10 protein-coding genes are annotated in these 13696 nt (G+C 60.3%); 7 read left to right on the forward strand and 3 right to left on the reverse strand.

What is annotated here, in order from left to right; translation table 11 throughout:
* Positions 1 to 163: 163 nt before the first annotated feature.
* Complete coding sequence (locus tag ACIQWP_RS28245; protein ID WP_402794778.1) at positions 164 to 1306, reverse strand: LacI family DNA-binding transcriptional regulator; 1143 nt, start codon at positions 1304 to 1306, stop codon at positions 164 to 166.
* A gap of 371 nt (positions 1307 to 1677) precedes the next feature.
* Here ACIQWP_RS28245 and ACIQWP_RS28250 point away from each other — a divergent pair, with 371 nt between their 5' ends.
* The 3 genes from ACIQWP_RS28250 (at position 1678) to ACIQWP_RS28260 (ending at position 5418) form a co-directional block, all read left to right on the forward strand.
* Positions 1678 to 2634, forward strand: coding sequence for a sugar-binding protein (locus ACIQWP_RS28250; RefSeq protein ID WP_402794781.1), 957 nt, complete (start codon positions 1678 to 1680; stop codon positions 2632 to 2634).
* Positions 2635 to 2739: 105 nt separating this feature from the next.
* Positions 2740 to 4281, forward strand: coding sequence for a sugar ABC transporter ATP-binding protein (locus ACIQWP_RS28255; protein WP_402794784.1), 1542 nt, complete (start codon positions 2740 to 2742; stop codon positions 4279 to 4281).
* A 129-nt stretch (positions 4282 to 4410) separates the two neighbouring features.
* Positions 4411 to 5418, forward strand: coding sequence for an ABC transporter permease (locus tag ACIQWP_RS28260; protein WP_402794787.1), 1008 nt, complete (start codon positions 4411 to 4413; stop codon positions 5416 to 5418).
* Between the two features lie 31 nt (positions 5419 to 5449).
* Here ACIQWP_RS28260 and ACIQWP_RS28265 read toward each other — a convergent pair whose 3' ends face one another.
* Positions 5450 to 6352, reverse strand: coding sequence for a LysR family transcriptional regulator (locus ACIQWP_RS28265; protein WP_402794789.1), 903 nt, complete (start codon positions 6350 to 6352; stop codon positions 5450 to 5452).
* A 138-nt stretch (positions 6353 to 6490) separates the two neighbouring features.
* On the opposite strand from ACIQWP_RS28265, the gene ACIQWP_RS28270 reads away from it, so the two are divergent.
* The 4 genes from ACIQWP_RS28270 (at position 6491) to ACIQWP_RS28285 (ending at position 12133) form a co-directional block, all read left to right on the forward strand.
* A complete protein-coding gene (locus ACIQWP_RS28270; protein ID WP_402794791.1) occupies positions 6491 to 7717 on the forward strand; it encodes an HlyD family secretion protein in 1227 nt (408 codons plus the stop codon).
* A 67-nt stretch (positions 7718 to 7784) separates the two neighbouring features.
* Complete coding sequence (locus ACIQWP_RS28275; protein ID WP_402794793.1) at positions 7785 to 9407, forward strand: MDR family MFS transporter; 1623 nt, start codon at positions 7785 to 7787, stop codon at positions 9405 to 9407.
* 48 nt (positions 9408 to 9455) lie between these two features.
* Complete coding sequence (locus ACIQWP_RS28280) at positions 9456 to 10643, forward strand: adenylate/guanylate cyclase domain-containing protein (protein WP_402794927.1); 1188 nt, start codon at positions 9456 to 9458, stop codon at positions 10641 to 10643.
* A 398-nt stretch (positions 10644 to 11041) separates the two neighbouring features.
* A complete protein-coding gene (locus ACIQWP_RS28285; RefSeq protein WP_402794801.1) occupies positions 11042 to 12133 on the forward strand; it encodes a porin in 1092 nt (363 codons plus the stop codon).
* 178 nt (positions 12134 to 12311) lie between these two features.
* Here the strand turns inward: ACIQWP_RS28285 and ACIQWP_RS28290 are convergent, their stop codons facing one another.
* Complete coding sequence (locus ACIQWP_RS28290; RefSeq protein WP_402794804.1) at positions 12312 to 13646, reverse strand: acetyl-CoA hydrolase/transferase family protein; 1335 nt, start codon at positions 13644 to 13646, stop codon at positions 12312 to 12314.
* Between the last annotated feature and the right edge of the window lie 50 nt (positions 13647 to 13696).

Raw genomic sequence — 13696 nt, forward strand, 5'->3', positions numbered from 1 at the left:
TTGCAAATCGATTTATCTACCCAGTGGAGGCGCTTCGGGAGGGATTGCCGAGGCAATTGCAAACCTAGCCCCGATTAGGCGCGGCGGCGCCATCCTCTACCCAGGCCTGCCGGCCTGATGGCGGCCTTGCTGGGCGGAAGAACGGCAGCACCATGCGAACCCATCAGATCTTTCGCGCCTTGCGCCCGGTATTGACGCCGGCCGGTGGAGTAACGGATGCGCGTTTGACAAGCGAGCATTCGAGCTTGGTGATCTGATAGCGGCGCTGGCGCGGCAGGACGGCGGTTTCAAGATGTTCGATCGCCCATTGGCCCATCGCCATGTGGGGAAGGATCGAGGTCGTCAGCGGCGGCACGAGATGGCGGCAGATATCTTCGTCGTCATAGCCCATGACAGACATGTCCTGCGGAATGTGGAGCCCCGCCTCCTTCAGCGCTTCGTAGCAACCGATGGCGGTGCGGTCGTTCTGGCAGAAGATCGCGGTGGGACGCTCACGGAGCGAAAGCAGCTTCATGGTGCCGGAATAGCCGGCACTCGCCGACCAATCGCCTTCGATGACAAGCTCCGGATCGAAAGGAATGTCGGCCGTCGCCAGCGCTCGGCGATAGCCGGTCAGCCGATCCTGAGCCGCCTGCATCCACGGTTCGCCCGTGATCGTCGCGATCCGGTGGTGGCCGTGCGAGATCAGATGCCGGGTCGCGGTCTGACCGCCGGCGATCTCGCTCGGAACGACGGACGGAAACGCATAATCGGACGTGTAGCAATTCAGAAGAACGATCGGAATATTGAGATCGTAGAGATAGTCCGGCACCTCCACCTCGCGGGTGAAAATCGTCATGTAGATGAGGGCCGAGATCCCGCTGCTGCTGAGCGCTTTCAACGCTCGCGGCTCCATGATCGGGTCGCTCATGGTCTGCGCGACGAGCAGAACGTTGCCGGCGTTCCAGGATGCCTGGCGCGCGCCCTCGATCGCGACGACCGCCTCCGGACTGGTGGCGAGCTGGTCGACGGCAAAACCGATGACGCCATCCAGTTTCGAAGGCAACAGCAGCGCAGGCGGTGTGGCAAGCACCGGCGCGACATAGCCGAGCTGGCGGGCCGCCTCGATGACCCTCTCGCGGGTTTGCTGAGACAGGCGCATGCCGGGCGTATTGTTGAGGACGAAGGATACCGCGCTCTGCGAACATCCGGCCGCCTTGGCAATGTCGGTCATCGTGACCCTGTTGCCGGGACGGCGGCCGTTTCGCTTCGCTAGCCTGTCGTCGTCGGCCGGCTGATCGCCGTTGGCGGCCGATATCTTCTTCATAACTGCGTCTCATCTCCCGTAAAGCGAAACCGGCGGCAATCCCCATCGCCGTCTTCGCGCGCTAATATTTATTATCATCAATACAGCGATCTCGGCAACTCCCGCAGACACGAATGCAATCACCGCCCACATCTTCGAGCGCAAGAACGCTTACAATTGAAGCAAATAGCCAGATTTACAGTGTTTTGGCGGTTCACGCCTGCGAAATTGTATTACTAATTCTATTTACTAATTGAAATTAGTCGTATACCGTCGCTGTCGTGGCTGGACGTGCCGTGTCTCGCTTTGCGAGAAACCCTAGGAGGGGGTGCTGGACCGGTCTGCCGCAAGTTGCAACTAGACCCCGACAGTGGGTCTATGGGAGGATGATCATGAAGTACCTAACACGGGGCACTGCTGCCTTTGCGGCAGGGCTGATGCTGAGCTATGCGACGGCGACCTATGCCGCCGACAAGCCGACACTCGCATTTGTGGTCAACGGCGCATCCGACTTCTGGAAGGCGGCCGAAGCCGGCGTCAAGAAGGCTCAGGCCGAGCTGCCGGACTTCAATATGGAACTGAAATATCCCGAACAGTCTTCGGTCGCGATCCAGCAGCGACTGATGGAAGACCTGGTGGCGGCCGGCGTCAAAGGCATCATGGTTTCCGCCGTCGATCCCAAGACCTCGACCGACGGGCTGAACAAGATCGGTTCGGAAACCGCGCTGTTCACCACCGATAGCGACGCGCCGGATACGAACCGCGTCGCCTATATCGGCTCATCGAACGTCGACGCCGGCAAGCAAGCCGCCGAAATCGCCAAGAAAGCCATGCCGAACGGGGGCAAGTGCATCGGCTTCGTGGGGCTTCTCGGCGCCGACAATGCCAAGGAACGCATCCAGGGCATGAAGGACGGCCTGGCCGGCACGAAGATCGAATTGACCGACGTGCGCGGCGACGACATCGACCAGACGAGAGCAAAGAAGAACGTCGAGGACGCGCTCGTTGCAAGCCCTGACGTGACCTGCATGGTCGGTTTCTACTCCTACAACACGCCGCGCATCTACGAAGCGCTGCGAGAAGCCGGCAAGCTCGGCCAGATCACCGTCGTCGGCTTCGATGACGATCCGATCACGCTTGGCGGCGTCAAGGAAGGAACGATCGCTGCAACCGTCGTGCAGCAGCCCTATCTCTGGGCCTACCAGGGCATGAAGCTGATGGCCGCCTATCTGAAGGGCGACAAGTCGGGAATTCCTGCCGGCAAGCTGATCATCATCCCGACGAAGATCATCGGCAAGGACGATGTCGATGCCTATGCTGCCAATCTGAAGGCTATGGCCGGCAATTAAAGCCAGCCCGCAGCAGCGCCGGTTGCGGGGACCGGCGCTGCTCGAATGCAATTGCTCACGTCGCCGCGGCTTTCAAAGCCACATCGTACAGGCATGATATTCGTTATGAACCAAAGCTCGGATACATTGGTATCGACTGAAACCACCGTGCCCTTTCTCAGCCTTTCGGGAATCGGCAAGACCTACCCCGGCGTCGTGGCGCTCGATAATTTCTCGATGGATGTCAGCCCCGGCGAGGTGATCGGCCTGGTCGGCGAGAACGGCGCCGGCAAATCGACGCTCATGAAGATCCTTGGCGGCGTCGTCAAACCGGATCGCGGCAGCATTCGGCTCGATGGCGCCGAGCACGGCGCCTTCACGGTCGAAAGCAGCATCGCGTCTGGAATAGCCTTCGTCCATCAGGAGCTCAACCTGTTTGAAAATCTCGATGTTGCCGCCAATATCTTCCTCGGCCGCGAGCCGTTGCGCGGTGGCGCTCTGAAACTGGTCGACCGCGCGCGCCTGCGAGAGATGGTTGCTCCGCTTTTGAAGCGCGTCGGCGCGAATTTCTCGCCGGATACGCCAGTGGCGTCGCTGTCGCTCGCGCAGCAGCAGATGGTCGAAATCGCCAAGGCGCTCTCCATCAATGCCCGCCTCGTCATTCTCGACGAGCCGACCTCAAGCCTGCCGCTTGCCGAAACCGAAAAACTGCTGGCCGTCATCTCCTCGTTGAAGGCCGATGGCATCAGCGTCATCTTCATTTCGCACCGCCTGCATGAGGTTGAGCGTGTGGCCGACCGCGTCATCGTTCTGCGCGACGGCACGCTTGTCGGCACATTGCCGAAAGATTCGATCGACCACGATCGCATGGTGAAACTGATGATCGGCCGCGCATTGGCCGCGCGCTCCGTGGAAGCGGCACGTCCGCCGGGCGATGTCGCCTTGCGGGTTTCGGCTATCCGCACCGCCGCCTATCCGACGCGTCAGGTCGATCTCGATATCCGCTATGGCGAGATCCTCGGCCTCGCCGGCCTTGTCGGGTCAGGCCGGACGGAGCTTGCGCGCGTCCTTTTCGGGGTTGACCAGAGCTACGGCGGCGGCATTGCCCTTGGCGGGCAAGACCTGAAACTGCGATCCGCGAGGGACGCCGTCGCCAATGGCATTTTTCTTGTCCCCGAGGATCGCAAGCTGAACGGCATCCTCCTCGATATGCCGATTTCGCAGAACATATCCCTGCCAAACCTTCCGGCCTTCGCGCGCCGCTCCATGGTTTCGCCGGAACGCGAAAATGCCGCGGCCGAAGCGCAACGCAGGCAGCTCGCCATCAAGGCCCCATCGATCTCGACCCGCACCGGAACGCTTTCGGGCGGCAATCAGCAGAAGGTCGTTCTCGCCAAGTGGCTGGCGATGAAGCCGAAGGTGTTGATCTTCGACGAGCCCACCCGCGGCATCGATATCGGCGCGAAAAGCGAAATCTACAGTCTGATGCGCAAGCTTGCCGATGCCGGCGTGGCGATCCTGATGATCTCGAGCGACATGGAGGAAGTGATCGGCGTCTCCGACCGCATCGCCGTCATGCACGAAGGCCGGATCTCAGGCATCCTCGAAAAGGATCAGTTCAGCCAGGAAAACGTGCTTTTGCTGGCCGTCGGCAAGACACTACACTAGAGTGGTTCAGCTATTCATGGAATCTTGAACCGCTCGATCTCATTGTTTTTACGCAATTCCGGCCGGAAAACCGCTTCGCACTTTTCCTGGAATTGCTCAAATGGCTGCGGCCGATGGGAATTGATATCGATGAGTAAGAAAGATCTGGGCCTGCTGCTGTTGATCGTCGTCGTCGGCATTGTCGTGACGATCATCAATCCGCGCTTCCTTTTGCCGATCAACCTCGCCAACACGTCGAACCTCATCGGCCTTTTCGGAATATTGTCGATCGGCCAGGCCTTCGTCATCATCACCGGCGGCATCGAACTGTCGGTTGGCTCGCTCGTTGCCCTGCTCGGCGTCCTGTTCATCGATTTCATCGCCGTCCAGAATATGCCCTGGGCCATTGCACTGCCCTTGATCCTGATCCTTGGCGGCGTGCTGGGAGCGATCCATGGCTGGCTGATTACCCGGCTCAATCTTCAGCCTTTCGTCGTCACGCTCTGCGGCCTCTTGATCTATCGGGGTGCGGCGCGCTTCTACACGGCTGATGGTACGGCCGGCTTCGCCTTTGGCCAGAACTTTCCGACTCTGGAATTCTTGACCGCCGGCCGCTTCTACGGCGTGCCGAACACCTTCATCGCGCTCGTGATCATTGCCGCCGTCATGTGGATCGTCCTGCACCGGTCCGTCTATGGCCGCTATCTCTACGCGATCGGCAAGAATGAGGAGGCGGCGAAATATTCCGGCATACGCACGACGAAGATGGTCACGGTCGCCTACATCATCTGCGGCGTGCTGACGGCGCTTTCGGCGATCTATTTCGCCATGTACACGCGCTCCATCTCGCCGGCGAGCCACGGGCAGTTCTATGAACTCTATGCGATTGCCGCTGCGGTCCTCGGCGGCTTCTCGCTGCGCGGCGGCGAAGGCTCTCTGGTTGGCGTGATATTGGGGACAATTCTGCTGCAGGAATTGCAGAACCTCGTCAATCTTCTCGGCATCCCCTCTTCGCTCAACTTCGCCGTCATGGGCGGCGTCATCCTGATCGGCGTGCTGATCGACCAGCAATGGAGCGCCATCCGGGCGCAACGGCGGCTGGTGTCGGCCGCGCGCCAGGCGGAGACGCGCCAGCCTGCCGAGCAACCGCAGTCATGATGATCGCTTGAGCCGGGTCGACGCAGACCGCTCAGGTCATCCATTTGCGATGCTCAATAAAGCGCTCGGCCAGAAGGTCGATGAACAATCGCACCTTGCTCGGCAGATGGCTGCGGTTTGGATAGATTGCGCTGATCGTGAATTCCACGGCGCGATAGTCGGGCATGGCGCGCACCAGACGACCGGCGGCAACATCTTCGAAAACGATGAAGCTCGGGGCAAGAAAGATGCCCTGGCCGCTTGCCAGCAGAAAGCGTAGCGTCTCCGCGCTGTTGGAGACGACATTGCCCGAAATCTTGACACCCAGCTGCTTGCCACCGGCATCTTCGAAACGCCATTCGTCGCCGTAAGGGTAATAGGTATATTGCAGGCAATTGTGCTCCGCGAGATCGGCCGGTACCTTCGGCATGGAATGCGTATCGCGATATTCGGGTGAGCAGACGAGCATATGGCGCCAGGGCGCCAGCTTGCGCGCGACGAGCGTCGAGTCCGGCGCCGGCAAGGTTCGGATCATCAGGTCGTACCCCTCCTCAACCATGTCGATCGACCGTTCGCCGACGTTGAAATCGAGCGAGATCGCCGGGTACTGCGTCATGAACTCATCGATGACCGGAAGCAGGAAGCGGACGATAGCGCCGCTGGTGTAGATCTTCAGCGTGCCGCGCGGCATGGTGCTGAGCGCGCCCGCCGCCCGGTCGGCCTCATCGAGATCGGCAAGGATCTGGGAAGAGCGCTCATAATAGTACTTGCCGGTTTCCGTCAGGCTGACCCTGCGCGTCGTCCGGTTCAAAAGCCGCACGCCAAGGCGATCCTCCAGGGATTGCACATGGTTGCCCACCATGGTGACCGACATGTTGAGCCGACGGGCGGCCGCGGAAAAGCCGCCGCATTCCACCACCCGGCCAAAGACTGCGAGGCTGGTCAACCGATCCATATTGTCCTCGGATTATCCACTGTGACTTGATGATCCTTCCAAATTTGAGGAGATTATCAGAAGGACCGTTCGGACGCATCTTCATCGCATCAAAAATGACCCCATGCAAAGGGGTGGCGATACCGAAGGAAACGGACAATGGTCGAACTACCGCGCAACGAGGCGTTCAAAACTGCAAGCCAGGCCGATGCTGCTCCAGCAAGCGAGGTGGCCAAGTCCCCCGTTACCGAGGCTCCGCAAGGCGTAGCGGCCAAAGCGCCTGTCGCTGCCGCCACACCCAAGCCAGACAGAAAGCTCATCAAGCGCGGCGTGCTGATTGCTGCGCTGCTGGCCGGTGTCGCGGTCGCAGCAGACTTCGGCTATCGCTACTGGACGGTCGGACGCTTCATCGAATCCACGGACGATGCCTATGTGAAGGCCGACTACACCACCATCGCCCCGAAGGTCGCCGGCTACATCAGGGACGTGCTGGTCAGCGACAATGAGAAGGTTAAGGCTGGCCAGGTGCTCGCACGCATAGACGACCGCGACTTCCAGGCCGCGCTTTCCCAGGCGAAGGCCGATCTCAAGTCCGCGGATGCGGCAATTTCCAACATCGACGCGCAGATCCAGTTGCAGCAATCGCTGATCGCACAGGCAAAGGCCACGGTTGATTCTTCACAGGCCTCGCTGAACTGGGCCGTGTCGGACGCAGCCCGCGCGGCCCGCCTGACGACCAACGGCGTTGGCAGCCAATCACAAGCTGAACAGACACAGTCGGCTCGCGATCAGGCCGTTGCCGCGCTCCAGCGCGACCAGGCCGCCGTCGTTGCCGCCCAGAACAAGGTACCGGTGCTGCAGACCCAGCGTGATCAGGCTGCCGCCCAGCGTGACCGCGCCGCCGCCGCCGTCCAGCAGGCGGAACTCAATCTTTCCTATACCGACATCATCGCCGCCGTCGACGGGACGGTCGGCGCCCGTTCGATCCGCGTCGGGCAATACGTCACCTCGGGCACACAGCTGATGGCGGTGGTGCCGCTGCACTCGGTCTATGTCGTTGCCAACTTCAAGGAAACGCAGCTGACCTTCGTGCGCCCCGGCCAGTCGGTCGAGATCAAGGTCGACAGCTTCCCCGACGAAACCATCAAGGGCCATGTCGACAGCATCTCGCCGGCAAGCGGGCTCGAATTCTCGCTACTGCCGCCTGACAACGCCACCGGTAACTTCACCAAGATCGTCCAGCGCATCCCGGTCAAGATCGTCATCGACGACGAGCACTTCGCGGGGCTACTTCGCTCAGGCATGTCCGTCGAACCCGAAATCGATACCAAGGCAGCGCAGATCTCGACTGCCAGCGCCGAAGGATCATCTGGCCACGCCGGATAGTCCCTCCCGTCATTCGTCTCGCTATCGGCATGAGATTATTTCGGCTTCGGCCGGAAGGAGAAGCATCGTGACCACCCTTCAGATCGCCGCAAACAACAATTCCGCCGCACCCGCAAGCGCTGCGCCCGCTCCCGCTGCCCGACCCGCCATGAGCCCGTTGCGGATGTGGACCGCCGTCATTGGCTCCACCCTCGGCGCCTTCATGGCGGTTCTGAACATCCAGATCGTCAACGCCTCGCTTGCCGACATCCAGGGTGCGATCGGCGCCGGAACGGATGACGGCGGCTGGATCTCGACCTCCTACCTGATCGCCGAAATCGTCGTCATTCCGCTCAGCGCCTGGCTTGCCCGCGTCTTTTCGGTCCGCCTCTATCTGCTGACCAATGCCATCCTCTTCCTGCTCTTCTCGGTGGCCTGCGCCTTTGCCGCAAACCTGCAGCAGATGATCGTGCTGCGCGCCATACAGGGCTTCTCCGGCGGCGTGCTGATCCCGATGGCCTTCACCATCATCATCACAATGCTGCCGAAGCCCAAGCAGCCGATAGGCCTTGCCCTTTTCGCCCTTTCGGCGACCTTCGCGCCGGCGATCGGCCCGACCATCGGCGGCTACCTCACGGAAAACTGGGGCTGGGAGTATATTTTCTACGTCAATCTCGTACCCGGCATTCTGATGATCGGCATGCTCTGGGCCTCGCTCGACCGCGCGCCGATGAACCTCTCGCTGCTTGCCAAGGGCGACTGGCCAGGCATCATCACCATGGCGGTCGGCCTTGCCGCGCTGCAGACCGTGCTTGAAGAGGGCAACAAGGATGACTGGTTCGGTTCGCCCTTCATCGTCCGTCTCTCCGTTATCGCCGCAGTCTCCTTGACGCTCTTTCTCATCATCGAGCTTCGCGCCGCCCATCCGCTCCTCAACCTGCGCCTGCTGGTGCGCCGCAATTTCGGCTTCGGCATCGTTGCCAACTTCCTGCTCGGCATCGCGCTCTACGGTTCGGTCTTCATCCTGCCGATCTACCTCACACGCATCCAGGGCTATAATTCCGAGCAGATTGGCATGGTGCTTGCCTGGACCGGCATTCCGCAGCTGATCCTGATCCCGCTGGTGCCGCGACTGATGAAACGCATCGATTCGCGTCTGCTGATCATCGTCGGTTTTGCGCTCTTTGCCGCTTCGAACTTCATGAATGTCTACATGACCAGCAACTATGCCAGCGACCAACTCTTCTGGCCGAACATCGTGCGCGCGGTCGGCCAGGCGCTCGCCTTCACGCCACTGACCGCGATTGCGACTGCCGGGATCGAACAGGAAAATGCCGGCTCCGCCTCGGCGCTCTTCAACATGATGCGCAATCTCGGCGGCGCGGTCGGTATTGCGGCACTGCAAACCTTCCTAACCAAACGCGAGCAATTCCACTCGAATATTCTCACGAATTCCGTGTCGATGTTCGAAGAGGCTACCCGCGCTCGTATTGCCAATCTCACCAGCTACTTCATGAACCATGGGGTGAGCGATCAGGCGCTTGCCACGCACAAGGCCATCGTCGCCATCGCCTCCGATCTGCGCACGCAGGCCAACATCATGGCCTTCAGCGACACCTTCTATCTGCTCGGCGTCGCGCTGGTCGTCGCCCTCATCGCCAGCCTACTTCTGAAGAAACCCGGTCAGCTTTCCGGCGGCGCCGCCCACTGAATGCCGCACCTCAAAGAGGAGGAGATAATCATGACCTTGCTGCACGACATGCCGAAGACGACGACCACCAACTCCAGGGTGACGCGCAGCGGCGTCAATACCGCGGCAACCTTGAGCCTTATCGAATGGCTGACGGGGGACGAGTGCCACGCTCTCGACGAGGCAGGCCTCGTCGCCGGGCTTGGCCGTCGCCTGCAGGCCCTTGGTCTCCCCGTCGATCGACTGACGCTGCATCTGACGACGCTGCATCCGGAACTCATTGGCCGCACTTTTGCCTGGGCGCCGGGCGAACCGATCGAGATCCATGACCGCGAACATGGCTCACGCCTGATGTTGGCCAATACACCGCTCGTCAGGGTGCAGGAAATGCGCGAGCCGCTGATCGTCGGACCCGGCGAAAGCCCCTATGGGCCCTGGCAGCACATCGACATCTTTTCCGGCCGCGGGTTGGTTCAGCTGATAATAGCGCCGCTGTGCAACGCCGACGGGCCGATCAGCACTGCCGTCTTCGGCACGCGACGACCCGGTGGCTTCACATCAGCCGAACTGGATCTGGTCGAGCGCATTCTGCCGGCATTGCGCAACACCTGCGAGCTGCGCGTTCTCAGACAATGCGAACTCAGCCTCCTCGACACTTATATTGGCCCGATGACGGCGAGCCGCATCCTTGCCGGACACATCCGCCGCGGCGAAATCGAATCGATGGAGGCAGCACTTCTGTTGTGCGACCTGCGCGGCTTCACCGAACTCTCCAATCGACTGCCCGGCGGAACCGTCCTCGGACTTCTGAACGCCTATTTCGACAAGGTCGTGCCGGCGATTACCCATGAAGGCGGTGAAGTGCTGAAGTTCATGGGCGATGCGGTTCTCGCATTCTTTCCTGGCATTGATGCGGCCGGCGCCTGCAATGCCGCGCTGACGGCGGCAAAGACAATCCTCGATGAAATAGGCGGCTTCGACTATGACGGCATTCACGTCAAGGTCGGCATCGCATTGCACTATGGCGAAGTGAGCTACGGCAATGTCGGGTCCGGCAACCGCCTGGATTTCACTTTGATCGGCCCTGACGTCAATATCGTCAGCCGCATCCAGAGTGCCTGCAGCGAAAGGGGCGAAGCGCTGCTGATGTCGGCTTCGTTCCAACAAAAGGCTGGTATCACCGATGCAATCTCGGTCGGCCGGCAGCAGCTGAAAGGCTTTGCCGAGGCAATGGAACTGTTTGCGATCGCGCACTGAAGTCATCCATGGGATGCAGGCGATGGTACAGAACATCCCAGCATTCGGTCGACACGCTGATTGCCTCGTAACAACCTGCCGTCTGAATTTTCTCGCCAGGCATGTGTTGCATGAAATCAACAACCATTTTTTCCGTTTCCGAACGTTCCCGGAATCCATTTACAAACAATCTGAATGTATCTAATTGTGTCAGCAGAGCTTAGTTAGCTTGCGATCTGGTGGGGTGTTGTTTCAGCCGCCAGCTAACGAGGTTCCAGCGGGGTGGGGATAGTACCGGCAATCTATTGCAGATGCAGTGCCTGGTTTTTGCTTCCTGTTTGCGGGGGAGCAGGTACAGGCCGGCCTATTATGCTCGCTCCTTGGATTATGTACGAATAGCTACAACCAGGAGTTTAATAATGAACATCAAGAGCCTTCTTCTCGGCTCCGCTGCTGCGCTGGCAGCAGTATCGGGTGCCCATGCAGCCGACGCAATCGTTGCCGCTGAGCCCGAGCCGCTGGAATACGTTCGCATCTGCGACGCATACGGTGCTGGCTACTTCTTCATTCCGGGCACGGAAACCTGCCTCAAGATCGGCGGCATGGTCCGTACCGAAGGGAAGTGGTACGATGCCTACAATGCCAACAGCCGGAACGGCACTCTCTGGCATACCCGTGCTCAGCTGGCCCTCGACACCGCAACCGACACCGAATACGGTCCTCTGAAGACCAACACCGTCATCCGTTGGGATTGGCAGGAAGGCAACAGCACCAGCACCAAGCTGCTCTGGGCCAACATCAGCCTCGGCGGTTTCCTCGTCGGTAAGGCCGATTCGCAGTTCAACTACTACACAGGTTATGCCGGCGACGTCATCAACGACGACGTGATCTATGACGGCCCGTACGAACTCAACCAGTTGACCTACAACTACGACGCCGGCAACGGCTTCACCGCTGTCGTCTCGCTCGAAGACAGCAACTCCAGCGGCTCGGGCGCTGGCTATGGCGCAAGCTGGGCGTCAGACGACAAGGCCAACCACTACGCTCCTGACGTTGTCGCCGGTGCCGGCTTCAAGTCCGGTGCATGGGGCTTCAAGGTCGTCGGCGGTTACGACTCGATCAAGTCGGAAGGCGCGATCAAGGCTCGTGTAGACGCAGACTTCGGCGTGTTCTCGGCCTTCTTGATGGGCGGCTGGAACACCGATGGCGACAACCTGAACAAGTACGCCGGCACCAACCTGGCTCGCTCTTCTTGCCCGGCTAACGATGCATCGAAGTGCGGCTGGGGTGACTGGGCAGTTTGGGGTGGCGTTGGCGTTCCGATCAACGAAAAGCTGAAGTGGAACCTCCAGCTCGCCTACACCGACTCGAAGATCTTCGCCGCGACCACGAACCTCAAGTTCAACCCGGTCAAGAACCTGCTCATCGAGCCGGAAGTCTCCTACACCAACTTCGATTCTGTGAACCAGGATCAGTGGGCTGGTATCCTGCGCTTCCAGCGTAGCTTCTAATACCGATTTACCTGGTCTACCTGGGACCAGGTACGAGGAGCCTGATGTACCGATCCATCAGGCTTCTCAAAATGATCTATTGATTTCCGATCAGAATAGAGGATCTGGCTTCCCTCCGGGTCCTTCTTGTTGTCCAGGAGAGATCGACAGTCTTCTGCTCATCGAATGCCGAACGGCGTCAATCCGGCGCGTAGAATCCAGCCTGGTGGGCCGCCCGGTCCAATCCCTCGCGGAAATCGGGGTGAGCCAGCGCAATCAGCGCCTTCGCACGTTCGGCCACGGACTTGCCCTTGAGATTGGCCCAACCATATTCCGTGACGACAATATGGATATCGTTGCGTGATGTCGTCACCGGGCCTGTCAGCGTCGGAACGATACGCGAGAGCGTCCCTTTGGCCGCCGTCGCATGACAAGCAATGATCGAGCGGCCACCACGCGAGGCATAGGCGCCGCGCACGAAGTCCACCTGACCGCCCGATCCGCTGAACTGCCGTCCATTGACGAATTCGGAATTGCACGCACCGTTGAGATCAACCTGCATCGTCGCATTGACCGACACCATACGGTCATTTTGCGCAATGACGAATGGATTGTTCACATACTCGACGGGATGCGCCTCGACATCGGGATTGTTGTTCAGGAAGTCGTAGAGCGGCTTGTCGCCCAGCGCGAAGGTGAAGACGGTTCGTCCGACATGGATCTGCTTGCGGCTATTGTCGACCACGCCTGCCCTGACCAGAGCGGCAAGCCCCGATGTCATCATTTCGGTATGAATACCGACGTGGCGATGCTGGGAGAGGCCGGCGCAAACGGCGTCGGGTAGCGCACCGATGCCCATCTGCAAGCAATCGCCATCATCGACCAGCCCGGCAATGATGGCGCCGATGGTATCATCGACTTCCGAACGGGGCGCGGCAGGCAGCGCCGGCAGGCTTGCGTCATTCTCGACAAAGGCGGCGACATCCGACACGGGTATCATGCAATTGCCGCGCACATAGGGCATGTTGGCATTGACCTCGAGGATCAGCCGGGTTCCCGGCTTTCGGGCAACCGCAAGCGCATAATCCGTACTGGCGCCAAGACTGAAATTTCCGTCCGCGTCCATGGGCGAGACGGTTGCCACCAACGTGTCGACGCCGACATGCTCGACCAGCGAGCGCGGCACCTGGCTGAAGTGGCACGGCACGAGATCGCCTGCGGGCAACATCTCCGCCATTCGCTTCTTGTCGAGGGTGCGATCCACCGCTCCGTGAAAATAACTCATGGGAATGATGCGGTCGCGCAGGTCGAAGTCGAACACGCTGGCGCCGGCAATCCCCGTGCAGAGCAGGTAGTAGAGCCGGAGGTTCTCCACCGCCCCCGCCCGGGCGCGCTCGGCTAGCGCTGCAAGGATGGCAGGCGGCTGGCCGGCTGCGATCGGCATGGCGATCTTCGCGCCGGATGGTATCAAGGCAACGGCCTCATGTGCAGAGCGCACGCGTTCGCGATACTGCGTCTGATAGTTAGCGGCCATCGAGTCCTCCCCTTGAATGCCACTGCCAGCACAAACTGGCATCCCTTGCG

Source organism: Rhizobium sp. NPDC090279 (genome assembly GCF_044769665.1).
In the GTDB taxonomy this organism is placed as follows: Bacteria; Pseudomonadota; Alphaproteobacteria; order Rhizobiales; family Rhizobiaceae; genus Rhizobium.